Genomic DNA, 25,560 nt, shown 5'->3' on the forward strand with positions numbered 1-25,560 from the left:
TCTATCCTCATGAACGGAGTTGAAAGCCACCGTATGAAAGCAATCGTCACCGGCATCACAGGACAGGATGGCGCCTACCTGAGCGAGTTATTGCTCGAAAAGGGCTACACGGTTTATGGCACCTACCGACGCACAAGCTCCGTGAACTTCTGGCGCATAAACGAACTGGGCATCCAGAATCATCCCAACCTGCACCTGATCGAATACGACCTGACCGATCTGTCAGCCAGCATTCGTCTGCTGCAGAAAACCGAAGCCACGGAAATCTATAACCTGGCAGCGCAAAGCTTCGTGGGCGTGTCCTTCGACCAACCGGTCACCACCGCCGAAATTACCGGCCTGGGCGTGGTCAATCTGCTCGAAGCCATACGCATCGTTAACCCGAAGATCCGCTTTTATCAGGCATCCACCTCCGAGATGTTCGGCAAGGTGCAAGCCATTCCGCAAATTGAAAGCACGCCGTTTTACCCGCGCAGCCCTTATGGCGTTGCCAAGCTTTACGCGCACTGGATGACCATCAATTACCGGGAGTCGTACGGAATCTTTGGAACCAGCGGCATCCTGTTCAACCACGAGTCGCCCCTGCGCGGGCTGGAATTCGTGACTCGCAAGATCACCGACTCAGTAGCCAAGATCAAACTGGGCCAACTGGACGCGTTTTCTCTAGGCAACATGGACGCCAAGCGTGACTGGGGTTATTCCAAAGAGTACGTCGAGGGCATGTGGCGCATGCTCCAGGCTGACGAGCCGGACACCTTTATCCTCGCCACCAACCGCGTGGAAACCGTGCGTGACTTCGTCACCATGACGTTCAAGGCCGTCGGTATGGACATTGAGTGGAAAGGCTCAGGCGAAGAGGAGCATGCGGTCGATGCGGTAACGGGCAAAGTGCTGGTGACGGTCAACCCGAAATTTTACCGTCCGAACGAGGTCGAACTGCTCGTCGGAGACCCGGCCAAGGCGAAGAAAATCCTCGGTTGGGAGTCCAAAACCACGCTAGAGGAGCTGTGCCGCATGATGGTTGAAGCCGATTTGCTGCGTAATGAAAGAGGCATTAGCTTCTGATGACTATTGCTGGCAAGCGCGCGTTGATTACCGGCATCCACGGTTTTACCGGTCGCTACATGGCTGCAGAACTCAAAGCCCAGGGCTGCGAAGTCATTGGCATTGGTCGTCAATCTTCTGAAGAAGCGGGTTATTACCAAGTCGATCTGGCGGACACTGCAGCACTGCAAAAGCTGTTGGCCGAAATCCAGCCTGACATTGTGGTGCATCTTGCCGCAGTGGCATTTGTCGGACATGGCGTGGCGGATGCGTTTTATCAGGTCAACCTGATCGGCACTCGCAACCTGCTGGAAGCCATCGATGCGTGCGGCAAAACCCCGGACTGTGTGCTGATCGCCAGCAGCGCGAATGTCTACGGGAATGCCTCAGAAGGTTCGCTGGATGAAACAACGCCAGCCTCCCCTGCCAATGATTACGCGGTCAGCAAGTTGGCCATGGAGCACATGGCTAACCTCTGGCAGGCCCGACTACCTCTAATCATTGCCCGCCCGTTCAATTACACCGGCGTGGGGCAGGACGAAAACTTTCTGTTGCCCAAAATCGTTGCGCACTTGTTGCGCAAGGCGGACAGAATCGAACTGGGCAACCTTGATGTGTGGCGCGACTTCAGCGACGTGCGGGCGGTTGTCAGTGCCTATCGAGGGTTGCTGGAGGCTCAGCCTCTAGGGCAGACCATCAACGTCAGCTCGGGCGTCACTCACTCACTGCGCGAAGTGATCGACATGTGCAGCGAAATCACCGGCCATGAAATCATGACCGAAGTGAACCCGGCGTTTGTGCGGGAGAACGAAGTGAAGACGCTGTGCGGGAATAACTCACGGCTGCGCGGGTTGGTGCCGGAGTGGAAGACGCCGCCGTTGAAAGAGACGCTGCGGTGGATGTTGGAAGGCTGATGCACGGCTAATGATTCACACATCTTGAATTGGAATGGGAATCCTCTGTGGGAGCTGGGCTTGCCCGCGATAAGGCTGGCGCGATTCTCTTTAGATCGCGTCCAGCCTTATCGCGGGCAAGCCCAGCTCCCACAGAGGAGAGCATTTCAATTTAAATGATAAGCACTGCCAATCAGTGCAACGAAGCCTCTCTCGACTTCGCTACGTCTTCAGCCTTCACTTCCCCGTTGCTCTGTCCAAAACGACGCAATACAAACGTGCTGACCGCTGCCAGCTCGGTATCGTTATAGGCGCGGGCGAAGTCGGGCATGCGTTGATCAGCGCGGAGCGTCCCTTGGGTGTGGCCCTCCAGCAGCGTCGCCATCAGGTTGGTGCCTGCCGGGTCGTTGACTGTTTTCAAGCCGATCAAGGTCGCAATGGCCGACTGATTACCCGTACCGTCCAAACGGTGGCAGCCCACGCAGGAGTCAGTGAAGACCTTGCTGCCCAGGCTTTTCTCCGCCTTGTCGTTGACCGCAACCGCTGGCCGCGGCACACCTTCACTACGTGCAGGCGTGGACTTGAGGTACACGGCAATCGCGTTCACATCTTCCGGCGTCAGGTAGCGCAGGCTGTGTTCGACAGCATCCGCCATCGGCCCGCCAGCACCGCCATAACCCGGTGCATAACCTTTGGACAGGTAGCTCACCAAAGCTTCCTGCGGCCAGGCACCGATCCCGTGTTTCGGGTCAGAGCTGATGTTATAGGCGCGCCAGTTGCCAATCTCGCCACCGGCCAGGGATTTACCGCTGCTCATGGCCTGGAAGATATTGCGCGGGGTATGGCATTCGCCACAGTGCCCTGGACCTTGCACCAGATAAGCACCGCGATTCCATTCAGCAGACTGTTTGCTGTCCGGCACGAAGCGTTCGTTATCGGCGAAGATCGCGTTCCAGAAGAACATGCCCCAACGCTGGTTGAACGGGAACGCCAGGTCATTTTCTTTGGGCTTCTGACTGATCGGCTCAAGGCTGAACAGATACGCCTTGATCGCCAGAATGTCCTCGCGCGGCATCAATGTGTACGAGGTATACGGGAAGGCCGGGTAGTAATGTTTGCCGTCCTTGCCGACGCCCTTTTGTAGCGCGCTGACAAATTCATCGTCGGTCCAGTTGCCAATCCCGGTTTCTTTATCGGGGGTGATGTTCGGCGAATACAGCGTGCCAAACGGCAGCTTGAACTCCAGACCACCCGCGTAGGGTTTGCCGCCAGGTGTCACGTGACACGCCACGCAATCAGCGGCGCGAGTCAGATACTCGCCTTTGCTGATGAGGCTTTGATCAGCAGCCTGAACCGTCAGCCCAAAGCTTGCACCCAGCACGGCGAGCGCATAATTCAACGTTTTCATAACAGCGCTCCTCAAAGAGTGAAATAGCCGGAACGGCTCAGTGGCAGACGACGCTCGCGTACTTTCGACGCGGCGAACACGGCGTTGACCAGCGCTGCAGCAGCAGGCACTGCGCCGGTCTCACCGACACCACCGGGGCTTTCTTCACTCTTGATCACATGCACTTCCACGGGCGGAGCATCACTCATGCGGATCTGCCGATAGCCGTGGAAGTTGGTCTGCACCACTTGGCCTTTTTCGATGAGGATTTCGTTGAACAGCGCAGCCGACAGGCCGAAGAGCGTTCCGCCCTCCATTTGCGATTCGACAGACCGTGGGTTGGTGGCAAAGCCGCAATCCACCACCGTGATCAGACGCTTGATGCGCATCCCTTTGTTAGCCTGCACTTCCAGCTCGACGATGGTCGCCACAAAGCTGCCAAACACAGCACTGACCGCTACGCCTCGACCGTGACCGGCGGGCAGAGGGGTTTTCCAGTCGGCGATTTCTGCAGCTTTCTTCAGCACTGCCTGAGCGCGGGGTTGCTCCTGCATCAGGCTCAAGCGGTATTCAACCGGATCAACTTTGGCGTTGTGCGCCAGCTCGTCGATGAAGCTTTCGACGGCGTAAGTGCTGCGCAACGGGCCCACGCCACGCCACCAGGAAACCGGAATAACCTCCGGGTCCTGGCGGATGTAACGCACTTGCAAGCTGTCCAGTTTGTAGACCGGATCGATGGCCACTTCGACGGCGTCAGCATCCACACCGCTTTCCGGCAACTTGCCGACATAGGCGGCCATGACCGAAGCGCCTGCGATTCGGTGTTCCCAACCGACAGGCTTGCCATCTTTACCCAGCGCCGCATTCATGCGATCCACGTAATGCGGGCGGTATTTGTCGTGGGTCATGTCCTCTTCACGGCTCCAGATCAGCTTGATCGGGTAGCTGAGCTGGCGGGCGATGTCCACGGCCTGGAAGATGAAGTCCGACTCCAGACGCCGGCCAAAGCCGCCGCCGATGAGCTGGTTGTGGATAACTACTTTATCCACAGGCAGACCGGCGACCTTGGCCGCGCCCATTTGCGCAAAGCCAGGGGCCTGGCAACCGACCCACAGCTCGCACATGTCCGGACGCACATGAGCAACACAGGTCATGGGTTCCAGCGGCGAGTGAGACAGGAATGGCTGCTGGTACACGGCTTCAAACTGGCTTGAAGCGTTCTTCAGCGCCGCACCGATATCACCGGTCTGCTTGGCGAACACGCCGTCTTTGGAACTGGCGTCCAGCAGCTCTTTGTCCAGCTGTGCGGAATCAATCGACGCATGTGGACCGAAGTCCCATTCGATTTCCAGCGCCTTCAGCGCTTGCTGGCAGGACCAGAAATTAGTCGCAGTAACGGCGACAGCATTCTCCAGGCGGACCACATCGCGCACGCCGGGGACTTTGCGTGCTGCCTCGTCTTTCACGCTGCGCAGCTTGCCGCCATGGACCGGACAGGTGAGCGACGAAGCGATCAGCATGTCGGGGATTTTTACGTCGATGGTGAACTGCGCCGAACCGTTGACCTTGTGCGGCGTGTCCAGACGTTGAGCGGAAGTGCCCAGCAATTTGAAGTCGGCGATAGCCTTGAGCGGGACGTCCTTGGGAACCGGGAGCGCAGCGGCGGTTTCTACCAGTTCGCCATAGGCCAGCGTCTTGCCGTTAGGCCCCAGCACGTGACCGTTTTCGGCACGGCACAGGCTTGGCGCCACGTTCCATCGAACGGCGGCGGCTTCGATCAGCAGAACCCGTGCGGTTGCCCCGGCTTTGCGCAATGGCTCCCAGGTGTAGCGGGTCGATGAGGAACCGCCGGTGGCCTGGAACTGCAGAATGTTGTCGGTATACAGCGCCGCGTCGGGCGGCGACTCTTCGATCCTCACCGAGCTGAGCGGGACTTCCAGCTCTTCAGCGACCATCATCGCGATACCGGTCTGCACGCCCTGACCCATTTCGATTTTTGGCGAGATCACGGTGACCTGACCGTCGAGGGCTACGCGCACAAAGGCACCAAAACCCGGAGAAGCCTTGTCACCCAGACGAGCAGCGCTGACCACTTCGGCCGCCATGCTGCGTGTGGCCATCGGCGGCAGCCAGGTGCTGATCACCAGCCCACCCAGCGAAAGCGCTCCACCCTTGAGCAGCCCGCGACGTGACACCGTCGCAGCAGATCCTTTTACTTCTGACATGGTGTCTTCCTTCAGGCCTGACTGACGCTTTTGATGGCGGCACGAATCCGCGTATAGGTCGCGCAACGGCACAGATTCCCGGCCATGGCCTCGGTGATCTGTTCATCGTTGGCATCCGGATGCGCCTGCAGCAGCGCCACGGCAGACATGATCTGCCCCGGCTGGCAGTAACCGCATTGCACGACTTCGTGCGCGAGCCAGGCTTTTTGCACTTCCTGACCAACCGGCAATTCGCCGACGGCTTCAATGGTGGTCACTTTGCGCCCACACACAGCACTGACCGGCAACACGCAAGAGCGCACCGCCTGGCCATCGAGATGCACCGTGCACACGCCGCACTGGGCAATACCGCAGCCATATTTAGTGCCCGTCAGGCCCAGCACGTCGCGCAGGACCCAGAGCAAAGGCATGTCTTCAGCGACATCCAGCTCATGCTGCTGACCATTGATCAGTAGTGTTTGCATCGTAAAACCTCTGGCATTCATCACGGTTAACCGCTGATGCATCGCCTCGGCGACGCTGGTCCACAGCGGTTTCGGTTCGGTTCGTTATAGTTCTGTGATCACCCGGATCGTTGCCAGGTGATTTAAAAGTAGCGCGCCTATGAAAACTCCGGAGGATTTAATCCGGCTGGCAGAAACAAAATAAAGAAAGACAGCAGGTACGGCAGCCGCTCTACGGCGTGACTTGCGCAATACCTTGACGAGGATCGTCAGCAATACGGTCGTGCGCGGATAGTACGCGTGTGCTGGCACGGGACGGAATGCCTAGAACTCCGGGGTTCGTGCCTGATTCCATGCATTTCCTGATTAAACGCTTGGAATACACCCTTACAGGTTTTACACAACTCCGTAGGACCGGCTTTAGCCGGGAGGGGGTCAGAACATCCAAAAGATCTACTTCTATTGAAATACTGTCCTCCCGGCTAAAGCCAGTCCCACGTCATCAGTGATTCCTGTGGGAGATTCTATGCTCGCCCACGTCAGTGATTCCTGTGGGAGCCGAGCTTGCTCGCGATGAACGATAACGCGGTCCGGCTGAAACAACGCGTTGCCTGCATCGCGAGCAAGCTCGGCTCCCACAATGGATATGCGCCAGGCACTAATTACTTCACAAATCTCTGAACTATCGATTTGAGCTTTCCTATTCTTCTCTCTCATCACGCCCACCTAAGATCAGGCCGCGTCACTTGCTTGAGCAATCTTTGAGGTCGATCGATGAAGCTGGAAATATTCCGCACCCTTTGGGGCTATACCGCGAGCAAAACCCAGGCTCTGGAAGAACTGCTCGAAGCCGGGTTCGACGGAATGGAAGCACGCCTGCCACTGAGCGCTGCGGAGCGGGCCGAGTTTGCGGCGTTCTTGCGGGCCAATCAGGTGGGCTATATCAGCACTGTCTTCACCGCTTACGACGTGCTGCCAGAACAATCAGCGACAGTCGCCGAACACCTCACTGATCTGGACAAGAAACTGGGCTGGGCGAGTGAGCTGTCGCCACGCTTCGTCAACGTACTGGCCGGTAATGATCGTTGGCAATTAACACAACAAGTGGAGTTCTTCGGTCAGGCTCTGGAACTGGCGCGCAAGCACGGTCAGTTATGCACTTTCGAAACTCATCGCTCGCGCTCGTTGTTCAATCCGTGGGTGACCCTTGAACTGATTCGGCAATTGCCGGACCTGCGTTTCACCAGCGACATCAGCCACTGGATCGTGACCTGCGAGCGTCTGCTCAACGATCCGGAAGATGACCTGAGCGCTTTCGTTGAACGCGTCCATCACATTCAGGCCCGGGTTGGTTACGACCAGGGCCCGCAAGTCCCGCATCCCGCCGCACCGGAATACGCAAAGGAATTGGCCTTCCATCAGCAACACTGGGAAGCGATCTGGCGCTCGCAACAGGAGCGCGGCTATCAAGTCACTACGCTGACGCCAGAGTTCGGCGCCGATGGCTACCTGCATCACCTGCCCTTCACCAATGTGCCGGTGGCCGATTTGTGGTCGCTGAACACCTGGATGGGTAAGACCGAACGCGAACACTTCCAGCGCTTCTCCCAATCCACCTACCGCTAATGGAGCCTGTTGTCATGCCGGATCACTCTCAAGCCATCGCCAACTTCAACAGCATCCCGGTTGTGGATATCGCCGGGCTGTTCAGCACCGATATTGCCCAACGCCAGGCGGTGGCCGAAGACCTCGGCAAAGCGGCGCGGGAAGTCGGCTTTCTGTACATAAAGAATCACGGCATTGATCTCACGTTGATCGATGGACTGCGTCAGGCCGCCAAGGATCTTTTTGCCCAGTCGCTGGATTACAAGATGCAGCATTACATCGGCACGTCGCGCAGCCATAAAGGCTTCGTGCCGGAAGGTGAGGAGGTGTATGCCAAAGGCAAGCCGGACCACAAAGAAGCCTTCGATGTCGGCTTTGAAGTGGGTGATGAAGACCCGCTGGTGATCGCCAAAACTCCCCTGATCGGCGCCAACGAATGGCCGGACCTGCCGGGCTTCAAGCCTGCGGTGCAAGCCTATTACGCGGCTGTATTCGCCCTGGGTCGTCGGCTGTTCGATGGCTTCGCGTTGGCGCTCGGTCTGGAAGAGGGTTACTTCGACGCGATGGTCACTCGACCGCCTTCCAAGCTGCGCCTGATCCACTACCCCTTCGACGACGCCGCACAGGACGCGCCCGGTATTGGTGCACACACCGATTACGAGTGCTTCACGATCTTGCTGGCCGACAAGCCGGGCCTGGAAGTGATGAACGATCTGGGTCAATGGATCGACGCGCCGCCTGTAGAAGACGCATTCGTCGTCAATATCGGCGACATGCTGGAGGTAATGACCGCTGGTACGTTCGTTGCAACGGCCCATCGGGTCAGAACCGTCAGCGAAGAACGCTATTCATTTCCACTGTTCTACGCCTGCGATTTTCATACGCAAATCAAACCGTTGCCGCAGTTCGCCAAGGCCGGCGCACAGGATTACGAGGAGATCACCATCGGCGAACACATGTTCGGCCAGGCACTGCAAACCTATCAGTACCTGCGCAGAAAAGTGGAGAACGGCGAATTGAAGCTTTATGAAAAAGCCCGCAAGCCTTCGAGCTTTGGCCACTTGAAAAACCAGGCTTCAGAACCGCTCTGAATTGCCCGGCTAAACCCTTTTCCCAACTCTACCGTGCTTACCTTTCTCTACTTTGGAGTCCTCGACGATGCGCAATAAAAAGAACATTGCTGTCCGCTTGACCGTGCTTGCCGCCGCCGTGTTTGGCGCGACGCTGGCACACGCCGCCACGACCGTGACACCGGGCGTGTTCAAAGTGGGGATGGAGATCACTTATCCACCGTTCGAATCCTATGACGAGAAGAAAAATGTCGTCGGCTCCGACCCAGAGCTGGCGCACATGCTTGCCAAGCACATGAACCTCAAGGCGGACTTCGTCGACACCAAGTTCTCCAGCCTGATCCTCAGCCTGAACTCGGGTCACTACGACGCGATCATCTCGGGCATGTACATCACGCCGGAGCGTCAGACCCAGGCACAAACCATTGCCTACGCCAAAACCGGCGCAGCGATCATGGTGCTCAAGGACAGCAAGATCAAACCCAAGGTGCCGGAAGACCTCTGCGGCCTGAAAGTCGGCCTGGAAAAAGGCACGACCTGGGTTGCCCAGTTCAACAAGCTGTCGGTGGATTACTGTGTGCCGAACAACAAAGGCGCGATCTCGGTCAGCGAATTCCCATCAGCCCCTGAAGTGACTCAGGCGCTGCTGTCGGGCAACGTTCAGGCACAAGTCGAAATCGACGGCGCGGCCGGCATGATCGCCGAACGCACCAAAGGCCGCGTGGTGGTCAGCACTGAGCATTCGATCTATCAGCAGACCCTTGGCATTTACGTGAAGAAGGGCAACGAGGAGCTGTATCAAGCGCTGCTCAAGGCCTTCGACGAGACCAAGAAATCCGGCGAATACGATGCGTTGCTGAAGAAATACAACCTGGAAGCGCCGAGTAACTGATTCACAGCATTAAACGCCCCCAATCGGTAGGAGCGCGTTTGCCCGCGATAGCGTCAGTCGAGTCGATAACTCAGTCGACCTGTAGACCCAATCGCGGGCAAGCGCGCTCCTACAGGTTGCTGTGCGGCTGACCTTGAGGTGTACATGCAATTCGAATGGGCTTACTTTTTTTCTCTGTTTTCGATGGTGGACTTCTGGAAGTCCTGCATCACCGTCATCCAGCTCAGTGCCCTGGGCTGGTTCATCGGCATGCTGCTGGGGTTTCTGCTGGCTTCGGCCAAGCTGTCGGCTTCGCGCTGGGTCCGTATTCCAGCGTCGATTTATATCTGGTTCTTCCGCAGCGTCCCGCTGTTGGTGCTGGTGGTGTTCATCTACAACCTGCCGCAGATGCTGCCATTCACCCGCGACCTGTTCTCCGATCCGTTCTATTCAGGCCTGTTTGCGCTGGTGGTCACGGAAGCGGCGTACATGGCCGAGATCCATCGCGGCGGGCTGATTTCCGTGGCCAAGGGTCAGAAAGAAGCCGGGCGTGCGCTGGGTATTGGCGTCCTGGGCATGCAGCGGCTGATCGTGATCCCGCAGGCGTTTCGTATCTCGCTGCCAACGCTGATCAACGAATACATCACCGTGGTCAAACTGACCTCGATCATCTCGGTCATTTCCCTGACTGAACTGCTGACCGTGGGCCAACGCCTGTACGCGCAAAACTTTCTGGTCATGGAAACCCTGTCGGCCGTGGCAGTGTATTACGTGATGATCGTCACCGTGTTTGGCTGGCTGTTCCACTGGCTGGAACAGCATCTGGAACTGAACAACCGCAAGCCGCAAACCCTGGATGACGCCAGCGTGCAGCAATTACGGGCCAGCCTTCCGGCCACCGTCTCGAAAGCGGCCGCCCCCGCTGAAAACGGTCTTGCGCCAGCGCTGCAACTGCACACGATTCATAAAAGTTACGGCAAACACGAAGTGCTCAAGGGCATCAATCTGGACGTAGCTGTGGGTCAGGTAATCTCTATCATCGGTCCGTCTGGCTCAGGCAAGACCTCGTTGATTCGTACCGTCAACGGCTTGGAAAGCATTGATGACGGCGAGATCATTCTGTTCGGCGAGAGCTTCATTCACGCAGGTGACAAGCCGAACAATCCGCAGATCCGTCGCGGGGTGCAGCGCATCGGGATGGTGTTCCAGAACTTCAACCTGTTCCCGCACCGGACGATCCTCGACAACGTCACCCTCGCCCCGCGTTATCACGACCGGGATCGGGTGATCAGCGAGCAACGCGCCTACGCACTGCTGGACAAGGTTGGCCTGCTGGCCCACGCACACAAGTATCCGCATCAGTTGTCCGGCGGGCAGCAGCAACGCGTCGCCATCGCCCGCGCCCTGGCAATGGACCCGCAGATCATGCTGTTCGACGAACCCACCTCTGCGCTGGACCCGGAACTGGTAGGAGATGTGCTGAAGGTCATCAGCGACCTGGCGAAGGAAGGCATGACCATGCTGATCGTCACCCACGAAATGGACTTCGCCATGTCCATTTCAGACCGGGTGATTTTCATGGAAAACGGCGTGGTCCAGGCCGATGCTGGACCGCAGACCATTCGTGCGGGTCAGGCTGGGGAACGGGTGATGCAGTTTATGGGGCTGGATCGCTAATACACTACCCTCTGTGGGAGCTGGGCTTGCCCGCGATAAGGCTGACGCAGTCAACGACAGAACAGCGTCGCCTGTATCGCGGGCAAGCCCGGCTCCTATCAAACATCACTCCAATAATGGATTTGAAACGCAGACCTTGTAGGAGCTAACTTGTTGGCGAAGCGGAATTTCTGACGATGCGGGTCCGACGTCTCGCCAACAAGTTGGCTCCTACAGGTCACCCGTTTGCTGCGCGACAGCGCGGTGTCAGGGATACTGGGACCACTCCCACAAGGATTGGTGCACCCGTGCAAATAAAGAGTGTCTGTCAGACCTTCAGCATCTTCGCGGGCGCTTCGCCCAGATCCCAGAACAACCCGGTCGCGGCTTTCAGGCCTTGCTCCACAACACTCTCAAGCAGATGTTCATCCGGCGCGTGCTGTTTGCAGGATGGATAAGAGTGCGGCAGCCAGACCGTTGGCAAGCCCAGTACATCAGCGAAGCAGTGGTTGGGAATCGTCCCGCCCAGGTTCGGCAAAATGCTCACCGGCTCACCAAGACTCCGGCTCACCGACTGCTGCACAAACCCAACCCACGGATGACGTGGATCAAGGCGGGTCGCGGCATACCCGCCCTCGATATTGATCTGCACATCTTCAAAGCCATGCTGATCCAGGTACTTGCGCAGGTTGCTCTCCAGCGATTGCCAGTCAGTACCGTCGACAAAACGCAACTGGCACACCGCTTCGGCCCGCCCCGGAATCGCGCCGATCACTTTGACCGTGCTGCCGGACGACAAGCCGACGACCTCAAGAGTGTTGCAGCCGAACAGTTTTTCGCCTGTGGTCAGGCCCGGTTCGCCCCAGTTCGGGTTGAGCTGCGGGTCAAAGCTTTCGCCCCCCACCGGCAGATCACGGATCAGCGCCGACACGTATTCCGGCATGGGTGCCGGCCGCAGGCATTCAGCGAGTAGTTCGCCCTGAGCAGAAACCAGTGATGACAAGGCGTGGCCCAGCACGATGGCCGGGTTGGTAATAATCCCGCCCCAATTGCCCGAATGACGGCTGCCGTTACCGGTGTCCAGCGTCAGACGGAACTGGCAGACGCCACGGGAGCCAAGGAACAACGTCGGCAGATCGTGTCGTACACGCGGGCCATCGGAGGCCAGAAACAGATCAGCGGCCAGCTCTTCGGCGTTGTCACGGCAGGCTTGTTCAAGACCCGGCGAGCCGACTTCTTCACTCATCTCGAAAATGATTTTCAGGTTGTAGCCGAGCTTGCCTTCGCGCGCCTGCAACACCGCTTCGAGCGCGGCCAGGTTGATGCTGTGCTGGCCCTTGTTGTCGGCCGTACCGCGACCATAAATGCGCCCGTCCTTGATGCTCAATTGCCAAGGGGCAGTGCCTTCCTGCCAGAGTTCGTCCTGACCGCTGGTGACGTCGCCATGGCCGTAAGTCAGCAAGGTCAGCAACGCAGGGTCTTCAATGCGCTGCGCAAAAAGCAGCGGTGGCTTGCCGCTGTGCGGGTTTTCAACAAAGCGGCAGTTGAACCCCAGACGAACCAGCAATGGCTGCAGCTCGATCAGCAAATAGTCACGTAACGGCTGAGCACACTCAGGGTTCGGGCTTTCGGTACGTTGCGCTACGCGGCGGCTCAGGGTCTGAATAAACGCGCCTGATTTCAGCGTGTGAACGGCAAGTTCAATGGCGTGCTCTCGGGTATGCAAGGGGGTTGAAGACATCAGGATTACCTTTCACGGGGCGTTCAGTCGTGCTGAAAAGCAGCTCGACCAGCAATGAAATCAAGGGTAACGTTGCCGCCTGACTTGCAACAATTATCAAGTTTGCAAGCTATCCTTGCCTTTAGAACAAACCTGATCTGCACAGCGATGAGGCAGCAATAGGGAGCTGATATGCATGATCTGCCGCTGCGTTATTTCCACAGTGTGGCCCGGACCGGTTCGCTATCGGCAGCGGCCGAAGAGCTGCATGTCGCGGTGTCTGCGGTCAGCCGCCAGATCAGCAACCTTGAAGAGAACCTCGGCTTGCAGTTGTTCGAGCGCAAGCCGCGCGGCATGCAACTGACCGAGCCGGGCGAATTGCTGCTGGCCTATGCCACGCGCAACATGCTGGAAGTGAAGAACGTGATCGCCGAAATGCGCGGCGTGAACACCTTGCAGCAGCACCGGATTGTGCTGGCCTGCCCGGAAGGGATGGCGTGGGAATTTTTGCCGAGGGTCACGGCAGAGTTTCGTAACTTCCATCCCGGCGCGAGTTTCGATGTGCACGTGGTGGACGCGGCCCGCGCATCGCAACTGGTCAAGGAAGGTTCGGTGGACATCGCCCTGACCTTCAGTCTGACGCCAACTCAAGGCGTTGAAATATCCCTGAGTTGCGACTCACCCATCAGCGCCCTCATGCCCGCCAGCCACCCGCTGGCCAACCGTGAGTCCCTTGAAGTGAAAGACCTGAGCGACTTCCCGCTCGCCCTGCCCTACACAGGCTCGACCCTGCGCTATCTGTTCGATATCGCCTGTCACTTGCAGGGCATCAACATCGTGCCCGCCTACACCAGTCAATCGTTGGGCACGATCTATAGCGTGGTTCGGTATTCCCAGGATGTTATTGCGCTGTGCGGCACCGTCACCGTCAATGGCTCCACCACCCGGGACAATCTGGTGCTGGTGCCCATGAGCGATCCTCAGTTACGCCAGCGCAGTCTGCAAGTGCAGATCATGGCCGGACGCAAACTGCCGGTGTTGGTGCGTTACTTTCTGAGTTTTCTGGAAGAGCAACTGGTGACGGCGAGCACAGTCAACAAAGGCTGATGCGGCTCTTGTCAGAAAACTCAACCAACTGATCTGGAATGCTTTTGCGTAGGAGCGCGCTTGCCCGCGATTCGGTGTGTCAGTCGATAAATATATCGGCTGCGCTGACGCTATCGCGGGCAAGCGCGCTCCTACAGGTCCTGCGTTGACGTGCTGTCAGGCCAGCTTCAGCAATCGACGGATCGCGAACAGGGTGACCAGACTGAGCACACCTGTGACGAGCAGGTAGTAACTCGGCGCGAGGTTGTCGCCGCTGGCACTGATCAGCCACGCGATGATGAAGGGCGTGAAGCTGCCGAACACCGTGGTGCCAATGTTGTAGCTCAGGGCCATGCCGGTGGCGCGCACCTGGGTCGGGAACAGCTCTGACATCAGGGCAGGCAGGCCACCGAAGTAGATCGCCTTGAGGATGCTCATCCAGAACAATACCGCCAACAACACCAGCAACGTCGGGTTGGCTGCCAGCCAGGAAAACGCCGGATAGATACTGAGGATGAAGATCAGCGACGCGCCGAGCATGATCCGGGTACGACCAAACACGTCGGACAGATGACCAATGAACGGCGTCAGAATAGTCAGCACCAGCCCACTGAGCAGCGTGCCCGCGAAACCGATGGATGCGCTCAGGCCCAGCTGTTTGACGGCATAAGTTGGCATGTAAATGATCACGTAGGTGGCCGACGTGGACAGCATCAGCGCGCCGACAGCAAGTAGCATGCGGTACTTGTGCGCCTTGAACAGTTCTCCTACAGGCGCATGGCTGCGCTCACTTTCCTTGAACTCCCCAGCCTCTTCGATGTGACGACGGATGTACAAGCCGACCGGGCCGATCATCAAACCGAACAGAAACGGAATGCGCCAGCCCCAGGATTCGAGCTGGTCCACCGTCAGCGTGGTAGTCAGTAACAAGCCGAACCCTGAAGCCAGCAAACTGCTGATGCCCTGACTGGCAAACATGAAACTGGAAAGCAGCCCTTTGCGTTCCGGAGCATGTTCCACCAACAAAGCAGTCGCGCTGCCGAACTCGCCACCCGCGGAAAATCCCTGAATCAGACGCGCCAGGAATATCCCGATCGGCGCCCAGACACCGATAGCCGCGTAGGTCGGCATGATCGCAATCAGCAGCGTGCCGAGCATCATCAGCCAGATCGATACCAGCATCGCTGACTTGCGACCGACACGGTCGGCATAGGAGCCCAACACGGCCGCGCCCAAGGGGCGAATCAGGTAAGAAAGTGCGAAAGTACCCAGCGCCAACAGTAGCGATACCGTCTCGTCAGCGGTGGGGAAAAACAGTTTGGAGATGGTGATCGCGAAGAACCCGTAGACGATCAGGTCGAACCACTCCAGAGCATTGCCAATCGACGAGGCGATCACCAGTTTGTACAGCTTGCCTCTGGACATCGGCGGTTTCGCGGGAGACTGGGCCGCTACGTGCGCAGTTGTCATGCGTGGTTCTCCAACTCGTCAAGGAATGGGTCTTTTACCCCTGACGAGGGCGCTGACCTTTGATGAGATGGTAGGGGCGAGAGACCTTTCCCACAATTATGCATTTCAGAACATTTCATTGCTCTGAACGCAAAGCGCCTGTGCGATATTTTGGCTTTTTTGAGCGTTATTGGTGCTCGGCTTATTAACAAATCCCTGTAGGAGCTGCCGAAGGCTGCGATCGCGGCGTGTCAGGGGTGGAGGCCTCGCAGCCTTCGGCAGCTCCTACAGAAACGTTTGCATGTACTGTGGGACCGGATTCATCCGGGAAGACGGCATTCCTTACGACACAGATGCTGCGGATGTACCGGCCTCTTCGCGAATGAATTCGCTCCCACAAGTTCGCGTCAGACTCAGGTTCATGCTGATCGGTCCCATTATTCGATATAAATTCAGATCGTGATGCGTTGGTTGATATAGGTGGCTTTTACAGCTCCAGCATCAACCCACTCAGGCGCTTTACCTTGCGCCGCAGTGCTTCTTCGAACACGCCTTTGCGCGGTTCGATCAGACTGAACCAGTGTTTGGCGCGGGTGATGCCGGTGTAGATCAGCTCTTTGGTAAGGACCGGATTTAGCGCCTCGGGCAGGATCAGTGCGGTATGGGCGAACTCCGAGCCTTGGGATTTGTGCACGGTCATGGCGTAAACCGTTTCCACATCGTTAAGCCGACTTGGCAAGACGAAGCGTACCCCGCCGCTGCCGTCGTTACGCGGGAAGGCCACGCGCAACACCTGTTTGCCTGCTTCCGGCCCGTCGCGCTCTGGCAGGCGCAAGGCGATGCCAATGTCGCCGTTCATCAAGCCAAGCCCGTAATCATTGCGGGTCATCAACACCGGCCGACCTTCGTACCAATGCTGATCGCTTTCAATCAGCCGGGCTTCGTACAGCGCGCTGGTGATGCGCCGGTTTAGCCCCTCAACGCCCCACGGTCCTTTACGCACAGCACACAACAGCTGAAACGCGTCGAACGCATCCAGCACAGCTCGCGCCCACTGCCCCCAACGCTCGTCTTCCAGCGCAGCATCCTGTGGCGGACGCTGCTCGGCCATCACGCCCAGATAATGGCGATAGCCCTGCGGGCCTTCCGAGCCTTGGTCGAGCCCTTCAAGTAGCAGCCGTTCCAGTGAACGGTCCTGCTCATTCTTGAGGGCCAATGCGTGCAAATCCGCGTGGCTACGAGCGGCCAACAAAGCGCGCGCTTCGGTGGACTGCTGCTGATTGACCAGCCGCGCCAATTGCCCGATACCACTTCCTTCGCCAAAGCGCCGCGAGTAACGCAACATCGCCACTTGCTGAGCCAGTGGATGCTGCTGCTCATCGCCTTGCTGCAAACACGCACGATTCAGATCTTCACCACTGATTGTTTCCAGCCAGCGCTGGGTTTGCGGGCTGTACAACCCGGCTTCGGCATCACGGCATAAATCGCCCAATACCGCGCCCGCCTCAACGGAAGCCAATTGGTCTTTGTCACCCAGCAACACCATGCGCGCATGGGGTGGCAGGGCTTCCAAAAGATTGGCCATCATCTCCAGGTCGATCATCGACGCTTCGTCCACCACCAACACATCCAGGGGCAGCAGATTCCCGGCGTGATGACGAAAGTGCCGCGTGCCCGGACGACTACCCAGCAAACGGTGCACGGTGGTCACTTCGGCAGGGATTTTCTGACGCACGTCTTCACTGACCGTCAGGCTCTGCACTTGCTGGCTGATGGACTCAGTCAAACGCGCCGCCGCTTTACCGGTGGGCGCAGCCAGACGAATCCGCAACGGCTGACCGGCCTGAACAGCCGGGGCCTGCAATAAAGCGAGCAAGCGAACAACCGTAGTGGTTTTACCGGTGCCGGGGCCGCCGGTAATGATGCTGAATGCGCCGCGAGTCGCCAGCGCACAGGCCAGTTTCTGCCAGTCGATCAGCGCATCCGGCGTACTGCTCGGCGGGAAGAGTGCATTCAAACGTTGAGCGAGGTCATCAGAAACGGCCTCTCGCTGTGCCAGCCGCTGACGCAAGATCGCGCCGATGCGCCGCTCGTACGTCCAGTAACGGCGCAAATACAAACGGCGATCAGACAACACCAACGGTTTGCTGGCCGCACTTTCACTGGTGTCATCACCTCGGGCAACCAGCGTGCTGTTCAGCAATGCTTTGCACCATGCGTCGCCATCCAGCGCTACCAGTAATTGCGACGGCAGCAGCATCGGGCCGCTTTGCACATCGCCTTCGGGAGGCAATGACAGTGCGAAGTCCGGCTCTTTAAGCGTCTCGTACAGGTCCAGGCAAACATGGCCATGGCCGAGTTGGTGACTGGTCAACGCAGCGGCCAGCAACACCAGTGAATCGGCGGATGGGTCCAGCTCACTGAGGAACGCCACGAAAGCCTTATCCAGCGCCCGCAGCCAGCCGCGCTCGACCCAACGCTCAAGCAACAGCAGCAGGTCGCGAACGTTGGTCAATGGCGTGAGGTCAGCCAGGCTCTGAGCATCCAGCGGGGTGGGCAGCAGTTCAGCGAATGAGCGACTCATGCGGGTTCTCCGGTCAGGACGAATTCTTCAGTCACTGACTTGCCTTGAAACAGTAGGTCCAGACCTTCGATCAGCTCCCGTGGCGGACGGGTAAAGTAAGCGCCCTGGCTGGTTGAATAAGCGCCGCGCAAGAACACATAAAGTGCGCCGCCCATGTGTTGGTCGTAGTCGTAATCGGCGAGACGCGCCTTGAGCTGGCGATGCAGAGCCAGCAGATAGAGCACGTATTGCAGGTCGTAACGGTTGTCCAGAATCGCGCTGGTCATGGCGTCCTGGGTATAGCTTTCATCGTCCGGGCCGAGCCAGTTGGATTTGTAATCCGCCACGTAATAGCGACCTTCGTGTTCGAAGGTCAGGTCGATGAAGCCCTTGAACATGCCGTTCAGAGACACCGTTTCGGTTGCCGCGCGCGGGGCGTTGTCATGGGTGTAGCGGCGCACCAGAGCGTCCATTTGTGCGACGTTGACTTTGTGGCAGGCGAACCAGAATTCCATTTCGATGCGGTACTGATTGGGCTGGTCCATCGCCCCTAGAGAAATCGGCGTACTGTCGCCGGCCAGCGACAACGGCAAACTCAGAACCTGTTGCAGCCAGCCGGTCAGCGTGTCGATCCAGCCTTCCCAACCACGCCGGTTACAGCGCCGAGCCACAGCATCCTTGAGCTGTTGCGGATCGCTGACGGCCTTGGCAAAACCTTCGTTGCCCGCCCATTCCAACAAACCATGGAGGAAGGTGCCGGGATTAGGGCCGCGTGGAAAACGGTGGATATCACCGCCGCTGACCAGCACTTCACGCGGCGCTTCGGGGTCGAGGCGTTCGTCATCGAACAGCTTTTGTGCTTGCGGGCTGTCTGGTGATTCGTCGCTATCGCTACCCGCGGTGATCGTGTCGCCGATGCGCAATGCGCTGTAAGAGGCGATCCACCAATTTTCGGCAGCTCGGCGTTTGGGCATGCGCGGTTTGAGCAAGGTTGCTTCGTTGCGTGGTGGGCTGAAGGTTTCTGCAGTTGGGGCAGGAACATCTTCGACGCTGATCCCGTCGCAACCTTCGCCCAGATCGCGCAGCCATGAAGCCAGGCCTGCCGACTCAGCCAACGGCATGCCGCCGCCCAGCAGGTAACCCAACGCCGAGCGGTGCAACATCGAACTGCTGGAATTACCGCGTTTAAGGTCAGCCACCCCCAGCCAGCAGGCATACTCAGCGCGGGTCAGGGCCACATAAAGCAGACGTAGATCTTCAGCCAGACGCTCGTTGTCGGACTGTTCGATGAGGGCAGCGGTAGGCTTGAGACTGACTTGCGCCCTACCGTTTTCATCGTGGAAATGCAGTGGTAGACGCGTGCCATCCACCGGTTTGCTGGAACAAATGAACGGCAGGAACACCAATGGATACTGCAAGCCTTTGGACTTGTGGATGGTCACGACCTTGACCAGTTGCTCATCACTTTCCAGACGCAAAATCTGTTCTTCACCCGCCTGACCGGACATCGCCAGATGCTCGCCCAGATGGCGGATCAACGCCTGCTCGCCATCCAGTTCGGCAGCGGCTTGTTGCAGCAATTCGGACAGGTGCAGCAAGTTGGTCAGGACACGCTCGCCATCATTTCGGGTGATCAGGGTCTGCGGCAAATGGAAGTCGTGCAGCAAGCGGCGCAGCATGGGCAAGACGCCCTGGTTACGCCAGATCAGGTGATAACCGCGGAACTGCATCACCCGCGCTTCCCACGCTAATTCGTCCTGATTCAAGCGCTCCAGCTCTGCCAGCGGTAACGCAAGGGTGATGCATGCCAATGCGGCGCGCAGGGTACGTTCGGAGTCTGGTTCGGCGCAGGCCTTGAGCCAGGCCAACACGTCATGCGCTTCCTGGGCAGCGAATACTGAATCCTTGTCGGACAAGTAAACGCTGCGCACGCCACGGGCCGACAATTCGCCGCGCACCGCCTGAGCCTCTTTGCCGTCACGCACCAGAATCGCGATGTCGGCAGGCAGCAGGCCTTTCAGGTCTTTATCCACAGCGGCGAAACCGGCGCGGCCTTGTTGCCCGGCGTTAAGCAGCCGGACGATTTCACTGGCGCAACTGGCAGCCAGTTGCTGGCGATAGCTGACGCCGGATACCGGCTGATCACTCGCCAGTTGCCAGACATTCAGGGCAGCCAGCGGTGTGCCGTCTATTTGCAGAGCGTCTTTGCGACCTTGAGAAAGCGCATCCGAGAATGGCACATCGTTCTTGTCGCCTTCGCGAAACAGGAAAGCACCACGCCCTTCCGGACGCTGCTCGGCACGCTGAAACACGTGGTTAACCGCTTCGACCATGGAGTGGCTGGAACGGTAGTTGGTGTCCAGCGTATGCCAGCGGCCAACCGTGGCCTGACGCGCGCGCAGGTAGGTGTAGATGTCGGCACCACGGAAGGCGTAAATCGCCTGCTTGGGGTCGCCGATCAGGAACAACCCGGTTTCGGTGTCGTTTTCTTCAAGGCGATAGATGCTCTCGAAAATCCGGTACTGCACCGGGTCGGTGTCCTGGAACTCATCGATCAAGGCAACCGGAAACTGTTCGCGAATCAAGGTCGCCAGACGCTCGCCGCCGGAGCTTTGCAGCGCGGCGTCGAGCCTGAGCAGCATGTCATCGAAACCCATTTCGGCGCGACGACGTTTCTCTGCTTCGAAGCGCATACCGACCCAGTGTGCAGCATGTTCGAGCACCGCGGCATCGGGTGTCGGCAAGGTATCGAGCGCGACTTTGAGTTCGACCATCGCCTCGAAAGCAGGATGCGAAGGCGGATTGCTCTTCCACGCCTCAGCAATACCGTCGGGCGTCAGTCGGGTGAAGCCGGTGCCCAGATCGAGCTCTTCCAGTTCGTCATCAGCAGCCCAGGCAGTGAGCTTTTCAAACCAAGGCCGGAAATAGCGCTCCTGCATCTTGCGCCCATCGACCACCTTGCACGCCACGCCATCGATGCAGATTGCATGCAGCTCGGCAGCCCAGTTGGTCCATGGCGACTTAAGTGCTTTGAGCGCCTCGCGACGTTGCTGCAGAGAGGCGGTGATCAACTCGGCAGGGTCTTGGGTCGGGACCGCCCGGTCGCTGCCAAACAGGCTGCGCACCCGAGGTAACAAGGCCGCCGGACCACTCCAATTGGCGCGTACCCAGTTCAGGGCATCGCCACTCATGGGGTAGCAGAACAGTCGCCAGTAGTCGCGTAGCACTTCGCCAAGCAAATCGCTGTGATCGGTTTCCAGGGTCTGGGTGAACAGGCTGCCGCTGTCGAAAGCATGTTCGCGCAGCATGCGCTGGCACCAACTGTGGATCGTCGATACCGCAGCTTCGTCCATCCATTGTGCTGCAATGTCCAGGCGACTGGCGCAGGCTGGCCATTGCTCGGGCGTGAATTGCTCGCGCAGTTCGTTGATCAACTCATCAGGCGCGCTGATTTCTTCGCGAAAGAAGCGTGCGGCTTCGGCCAACCGGATGCGAATCCGGTCGCGCAGTTCTTTGGTCGCGGCATCGGTGAAGGTGACGACGAGGATTTGCGGCGGCAACAGTTCACGGCCAAAACCGGCGACATCACCGCCATGGCCGAGAACCAGACGCACATAAAGCGCCGAAATGGTGAAGGTCTTGCCGGTTCCGGCGCTGGCTTCGATCAGTTGGCTGCCACGCAGCGGGAAACGCAGAGCCAGGGATGCGGTGTGTTGAATGTCGGTCATGCGCTGGCTCCTTCACTTTGCCAAGGCGCGTCGAAAATCGGCTTGTAGAGCGCATCGCACCAGCCAGCAAACTCTTCGCTTTCGATCAGGGCATCGAAGTCCGGAAATTGCCGGGCCAGCGCAGTGCTTTCGCGTCGCTCGCCATCAGAGGTTTGGCCGTCGCCTTCGTAGGCTTTGCGAGCAGCGGCTTCGGCTTTGCTTTCGTCGTTCTGGCTGAGTGAGGCGAAAGCGGTTTTGACTGCGACAGGTAAAGGTCGCTGCATGCCACTGAGCCAAGCCGTGAGCAAGTCATTCAGCGCAGCTGTGGCGAGGGATTTATCCAGCGGGTCCAGCAACAGCGTTTCATCGCTGGCTACCAGTGCAGTGCTCAGCGGCAGCCCGCATGCGCAGCCCACCAGGTGTAAAACCCAAGGACGAATAAGGCGATGCCATTTACGGTTTTTCTTTGAGCCAATGGAGTTCGGAATAGCCGTGATCAGTAAGTACTCGCCTTGAGCATTGGCATGCAAACCACCTAGCCAACCTTCCAGTCGCACGCCTTGATGGGCATAACTGACCGGCAGCGCACTGCTCAGCGCTTCAGGCCATTTATGAAGCAGGCTCTGATAACGCTGCAGCAAATCCGGCAGCGGCTCGATCAATTCTTCTCGCAAGCTACTGCCGAAACCCGCCATAGGTAACAGGCCGCTGCCCTGGAGTTTTAACGCCTGTGCCTGCAGCGCCTCGTCAATGTCTTGCGAGCCAGTGAGCGCAGCGTTGAGCAGGCTGTCACTCAGGCTGTAGCGCTCAAGGGCGTCGAGCACAAACGGCTCTTCATCAGCCAAAGGCGCTTCGGCCACTTCGAAGTAGATCTTCAAACGCTGGCTGAAGAAGTGTTTGACCGGATTCCTGAGGAAGTCCTGCAGTTGAGCCAGGTTCAGGGGTTCGTCTTGTTCGTGGGCAGCAAGTTTCGTGGTTGTCGGCACGGTGACACTGGTTTCGTGCAAGACCTGCCATTCACGGGCAAAGCTGAATAGGTTTTCAGTGTTTTCATGGAAGTATTGCGCGCTGAATGGCTGAAGCGGATGTTCGAGAGTCAGCGCGTGCAGAAGCTGCTGACCCGGATCGAGCTTTTTGCTGTCCATGGGTTCTTGGGCATTTTGGAGTTTCCAACCTGCGGCCAAGTGATCACGCAGCTGGCCGATCAATACCGAAGGCGGTCGCTCGCTGTTGTCGCGAATGCTACGGCCCACCCAACTGATATACAGCTGGTCTCGCGCTGAGAGCAGTGCTTCGAGCAGCAGATAGCGGTCGTCTTCGCGACGTGAGCGGTCACCGGGACGGTAATCGCTGCCCATCAAGTCGAAGTCCAGCGGCGGCTGCGCGCGAGGGTAATCACCGTCGTTCATGCCGAGCAGGCACACCAGTTTGAAAGGAATCGCGCGCATTGGCATCAAGGTGCAGAAGTTGACCGAGCCGGCGAGGAAGCGCTGGGACAAACGACCTTGGTCCAGTCCGGCCAGCCAGGCTTCACGGACTACAGTCAGCGGCAACTCGTCTTGCAGGCCAACCGATTCGCACGTCTCCAGCCAGGTCTCACGCAGTTGCTCCAGTTGAGCGAGCAAATAGTCGTCGTGCTCGCTGTCAGCCAGGAAGAACAATTGCAGCAGCGCTTGCAGGCGAGCGCCCCACTCTGTGGCAACCGCAGGCGAGGACAGCTCGTTGTGGGCGACCTGAAGCGCGTCAATCAACGCCACTAATGGACCGATCAGAGCTGCGTCCAGACCACCGATTTCGTCGTAGGGTTCTATGCCGTCACAGGCAGCACCGGCACCGACCGCATAGCCGAGCAACATGCGTCGTAATCCGAAGTGCCAGCTGTTTTGCTCGAGCGCTGCTGGCAAGCCGAGCCCTTCCCGTTGCTCGGCATTCAACCCCCAACGTACGCCTGCCCCTTCGATCCAGCGATGCAGGGTTGGCAGGTCGCGTTCCTTGATTTTGAAGCGAGCGCGCAGTGCAGGAACGTCCAACAGGTCGAGGATTTCGCTGACCGGAAAACGGCTGTCCGGAATTTTCAGCAGGTGCTCGACAGCAATCAACAATGGCTCGCGACCGCGTTGCCCTTGGTCGGCAAGGGTGAATGGGATAAAGCGGCGGTCTTCGCGATCAATCTGGCCAAATACGGCGCGGATATGCGGAGCGTAGCTGTCGATATCCGGGACCATGACAATCACATCGCGAGGACGTAGATCCGGGTCTTTGCTGAAACGCGCGAGTAATTGGTCATGCAGGATTTCGACTTCCCGCTGAGCGCTGTGGGCGACGTGGAAGCGGATTGAGCGATCTTGCAGTGGATCGACAGCGGGCCAGAGTTCTCGGGTTTCATCGAGCGGCCTTAGCTCAAGAATGTCGTCCTGTAGCTGATTGAGGACCGTATGCGGATCACTCTCGCTGAACAGGTCAATGCGCCCATCTTTGAACGCTGAGCGATAGCTGCCGGGATCGTCGTGGCTATCCAGAAGATTGATGTAGTCACGACCTTGCTTGCCCCATGCAGCCAACAGCGGATGGGCGTGTTGGTGCAGCGCTTGGGGATCAAGTACGACAGGCATTCCGGTTTTGCGAGCCTGACGCTTGTATTGATGACGCAGTAAATCCTTGTCGGCGACGATGTCGGCCCAGTGGTGGCGACAAGGGTTATGGACACAGAGCAGCACTTGGCTGAATCGGGCTAAACCCGCCAATGCTTCCAGGGCCTGAGCGGGCAGAGAGGAAATACCGAAGACAATGACCCGAGCTGGTAGACCCTCCGGGGCTTCATTCATATGGGTGATGCGTTCGATAAAGCGTTGATGCACACCTGCTCGGCTTTGGGCCATGCCTTCGGTGCCCACATCCAGGAGCAACGCACGCCACAACTCAGCTTGCCAGCAATTCGCCGGGGTCAACGGCTTGGCTTCGCCTCTGACGTTACGCAATTGGTGGCGACCTGCAGCCCAGTCTTCCAGCCAGTCGGCGCGATACACCTGGTATTGGTCAAACAGGTCGGCCAAGCGCTCGGACAACTGATAGCGCTTGCGCAGATCAGTGTCGTTAGTCAGGAAGCGGCTTAGCGGCTCAAAGTGTGGCTGGTCGATCAAGGCGGGTAGCAGACGCATCAGACGCCAGGTCAGCGGCGCCTTGTCCAATAGTGACGCGGCCGGGATTTCATCCTTGCCTAATACCGATCGATACAGCTGCCACATGAAGCTGCCCGGAAGCTGGACGTCGATTGCGGCGGCAATTCCACAGCCACCCAGGTCTTCGTCTTCGGCATCTTCAGCCAAGGCCAGCTTCAACCATTGGGCAATGCCGTTGCTTTGCACCAAGGCGATTTCGTTTTCCAAGGGTGAAAGCGGATAGCGGCGCATCCAGGACACAACCAGACTGCGCAGATCATCCAGGCGATTGCCATGAACGACCATGAAACCGGCGCTGAGAGAGGTTGTTACAGGCATGAATGCTTCCTTGGCTGGAGAGTGCGGCGTGGAAAAACTGTAGCCGAACCTTAAAGCAAAACGGAGGGGGGGTAGGAGGGAATTTGCGGGTGAATTGTCGCTGGCCTACCGAGCTTGGCGCATAGACGGTAGGAGCGAACTTGTTCGCGAGGGGGGCGGTACATCCACAGCTTATGTATCGCCTGACATATAGCCTTCCCGAATGAATTCGGTCCTACCCGGTAGCGAGGTGGTGTGCCAGGTTCAACGCGTGGTCGTCCGTCGCGAGCAAGCGCGCTCCTACAGCTAATCCTTTTTCTTCGCGCACAAACAAAACCCCTGAACGCGTAAGCGATCAGGGGTTC

General features: G+C 58.3%; 15 protein-coding genes. 7 read left to right on the forward strand and 8 right to left on the reverse strand.

From position 1 onward, the window contains the following. Positions 1-33 precede the first annotated feature (33 nt). Entirely contained in the window at positions 34-1,065 is a 1,032-nt protein-coding gene (gene gmd, locus RX972_RS12555) for a GDP-mannose 4,6-dehydratase (protein WP_255878700.1), read from the forward strand. Continuing rightward, complete coding sequence (locus tag RX972_RS12560; RefSeq protein WP_316875749.1) at positions 1,065-1,958, forward strand: GDP-mannose 4,6-dehydratase; 894 nt, start codon at positions 1,065-1,067, stop codon at positions 1,956-1,958. The genes gmd and RX972_RS12560 overlap by 1 nt, the downstream gene beginning before the upstream one ends. A 172-nt stretch (positions 1,959-2,130) precedes the next feature. On the opposite strand, the gene RX972_RS12565 is transcribed toward RX972_RS12560, so the two are convergent. Genes RX972_RS12565 through RX972_RS12575 form a run of 3 tightly spaced genes read right to left on the reverse strand, consistent with a single transcriptional unit; the run spans position 2,131 to position 6,013 of the window. Then, a complete protein-coding gene (locus RX972_RS12565; protein WP_316875751.1) occupies positions 2,131-3,345 on the reverse strand; it encodes a cytochrome c in 1,215 nt (404 codons plus the stop codon). A gap of 11 nt (positions 3,346-3,356) precedes the next feature. Further along, a complete protein-coding gene (locus tag RX972_RS12570; RefSeq protein ID WP_316875753.1) occupies positions 3,357-5,549 on the reverse strand; it encodes a xanthine dehydrogenase family protein molybdopterin-binding subunit in 2,193 nt (730 codons plus the stop codon). 11 nt (positions 5,550-5,560) lie between these two features. Then, positions 5,561-6,013, reverse strand: a complete 453-nt coding sequence (locus RX972_RS12575) for a (2Fe-2S)-binding protein (RefSeq protein ID WP_316875755.1) — start codon at positions 6,011-6,013, stop codon at positions 5,561-5,563. A 753-nt stretch (positions 6,014-6,766) separates the two neighbouring features. On the opposite strand from RX972_RS12575, the gene RX972_RS12580 reads away from it, so the two are divergent. The 4 genes from RX972_RS12580 (at position 6,767) to RX972_RS12595 (ending at position 11,215) form a co-directional block, all read left to right on the forward strand. Next, positions 6,767-7,618: a sugar phosphate isomerase/epimerase family protein gene (locus tag RX972_RS12580; protein ID WP_231677527.1), complete on the forward strand. Its 852-nt coding sequence runs from the start codon at positions 6,767-6,769 to the stop codon at positions 7,616-7,618. Between the two features lie 14 nt (positions 7,619-7,632). After that, positions 7,633-8,688 carry an isopenicillin N synthase family dioxygenase gene (locus RX972_RS12585; RefSeq protein ID WP_316875758.1) on the forward strand — a complete coding sequence of 352 codons (1,056 nt, stop codon included), beginning with the start codon at positions 7,633-7,635 and terminating at the stop codon, positions 8,686-8,688. Positions 8,689-8,755: 67 nt separating this feature from the next. Next, positions 8,756-9,559 (forward strand): ABC transporter substrate-binding protein, encoded by an 804-nt coding sequence (locus RX972_RS12590; protein WP_027901175.1) that lies wholly within the window; start codon positions 8,756-8,758, stop codon positions 9,557-9,559. Between the two features lie 144 nt (positions 9,560-9,703). Next, the gene (locus RX972_RS12595) at positions 9,704-11,215 is read left to right on the forward strand and encodes an amino acid ABC transporter permease/ATP-binding protein (RefSeq protein ID WP_316875760.1); all 1,512 of its coding nucleotides are present in this window, start codon (positions 9,704-9,706) and stop codon (positions 11,213-11,215) included. Positions 11,216-11,522: 307 nt separating this feature from the next. Here RX972_RS12595 and RX972_RS12600 read toward each other — a convergent pair whose 3' ends face one another. Next, complete coding sequence (locus tag RX972_RS12600) at positions 11,523-12,935, reverse strand: M20 family metallopeptidase (protein WP_316875762.1); 1,413 nt, start codon at positions 12,933-12,935, stop codon at positions 11,523-11,525. Positions 12,936-13,106: 171 nt separating this feature from the next. Here RX972_RS12600 and RX972_RS12605 point away from each other — a divergent pair, with 171 nt between their 5' ends. Next, a complete protein-coding gene (locus RX972_RS12605; protein WP_316875764.1) occupies positions 13,107-14,021 on the forward strand; it encodes a LysR family transcriptional regulator in 915 nt (304 codons plus the stop codon). Positions 14,022-14,177: 156 nt separating this feature from the next. Here RX972_RS12605 and RX972_RS12610 read toward each other — a convergent pair whose 3' ends face one another. The 4 genes from RX972_RS12610 to recC form a co-directional block, all read right to left on the reverse strand. After that, positions 14,178-15,470: an MFS transporter gene (locus RX972_RS12610; RefSeq protein WP_027897897.1), complete on the reverse strand. Its 1,293-nt coding sequence runs from the start codon at positions 15,468-15,470 to the stop codon at positions 14,178-14,180. Positions 15,471-15,936: 466 nt separating this feature from the next. Beyond that, positions 15,937-18,033, reverse strand: coding sequence for an exodeoxyribonuclease V subunit alpha (gene recD / locus RX972_RS12615; protein ID WP_316875766.1), 2,097 nt, complete (start codon positions 18,031-18,033; stop codon positions 15,937-15,939). Further along, a complete protein-coding gene (gene recB / locus RX972_RS12620) occupies positions 18,030-21,740 on the reverse strand; it encodes an exodeoxyribonuclease V subunit beta (protein WP_316875769.1) in 3,711 nt (1,236 codons plus the stop codon). Before recB ends, recD begins: the two co-directional genes overlap by 4 nt. After that, positions 21,737-25,216, reverse strand: coding sequence for an exodeoxyribonuclease V subunit gamma (gene recC / locus RX972_RS12625; protein WP_316875771.1), 3,480 nt, complete (start codon positions 25,214-25,216; stop codon positions 21,737-21,739). The genes recB and recC overlap by 4 nt, the downstream gene beginning before the upstream one ends. Positions 25,217-25,560: the final 344 nt, after the last annotated feature.

This window comes from Pseudomonas syringae group sp. J309-1 (genome assembly GCF_032582135.1).
GTDB lineage: Bacteria > Pseudomonadota > Gammaproteobacteria > Pseudomonadales > Pseudomonadaceae > Aquipseudomonas > Aquipseudomonas quasicaspiana.

What these genes read in the sequence shown, in the direction of transcription:
- gmd (WP_255878700.1), top strand. Translation starts at nt 34, where the DNA reads ATGAAAGCAATCGTCACCGGCATCACAGGACAGGATGGCGCCTACCTG.
- RX972_RS12560 (WP_316875749.1), top strand. Translation starts at nt 1,065, where the DNA reads ATGACTATTGCTGGCAAGCGCGCGTTGATTACCGGCATCCACGGTTTT.
- RX972_RS12565 (WP_316875751.1), bottom strand. Translation starts at nt 3,345, where the DNA reads ATGAAAACGTTGAATTATGCGCTCGCCGTGCTGGGTGCAAGCTTTGGG.
- RX972_RS12570 (WP_316875753.1), bottom strand. Translation starts at nt 5,549, where the DNA reads ATGTCAGAAGTAAAAGGATCTGCTGCGACGGTGTCACGTCGCGGGCTG.
- RX972_RS12575 (WP_316875755.1), bottom strand. Translation starts at nt 6,013, where the DNA reads ATGCAAACACTACTGATCAATGGTCAGCAGCATGAGCTGGATGTCGCT.
- RX972_RS12580 (WP_231677527.1), top strand. Translation starts at nt 6,767, where the DNA reads ATGAAGCTGGAAATATTCCGCACCCTTTGGGGCTATACCGCGAGCAAA.
- RX972_RS12585 (WP_316875758.1), top strand. Translation starts at nt 7,633, where the DNA reads ATGCCGGATCACTCTCAAGCCATCGCCAACTTCAACAGCATCCCGGTT.
- RX972_RS12590 (WP_027901175.1), top strand. Translation starts at nt 8,756, where the DNA reads ATGCGCAATAAAAAGAACATTGCTGTCCGCTTGACCGTGCTTGCCGCC.
- RX972_RS12595 (WP_316875760.1), top strand. Translation starts at nt 9,704, where the DNA reads ATGCAATTCGAATGGGCTTACTTTTTTTCTCTGTTTTCGATGGTGGAC.
- RX972_RS12600 (WP_316875762.1), bottom strand. Translation starts at nt 12,935, where the DNA reads ATGTCTTCAACCCCCTTGCATACCCGAGAGCACGCCATTGAACTTGCC.
- RX972_RS12605 (WP_316875764.1), top strand. Translation starts at nt 13,107, where the DNA reads ATGCATGATCTGCCGCTGCGTTATTTCCACAGTGTGGCCCGGACCGGT.
- RX972_RS12610 (WP_027897897.1), bottom strand. Translation starts at nt 15,470, where the DNA reads ATGACAACTGCGCACGTAGCGGCCCAGTCTCCCGCGAAACCGCCGATG.
- recD (WP_316875766.1), bottom strand. Translation starts at nt 18,033, where the DNA reads ATGAGTCGCTCATTCGCTGAACTGCTGCCCACCCCGCTGGATGCTCAG.
- recB (WP_316875769.1), bottom strand. Translation starts at nt 21,740, where the DNA reads ATGACCGACATTCAACACACCGCATCCCTGGCTCTGCGTTTCCCGCTG.
- recC (WP_316875771.1), bottom strand. Translation starts at nt 25,216, where the DNA reads ATGCCTGTAACAACCTCTCTCAGCGCCGGTTTCATGGTCGTTCATGGC.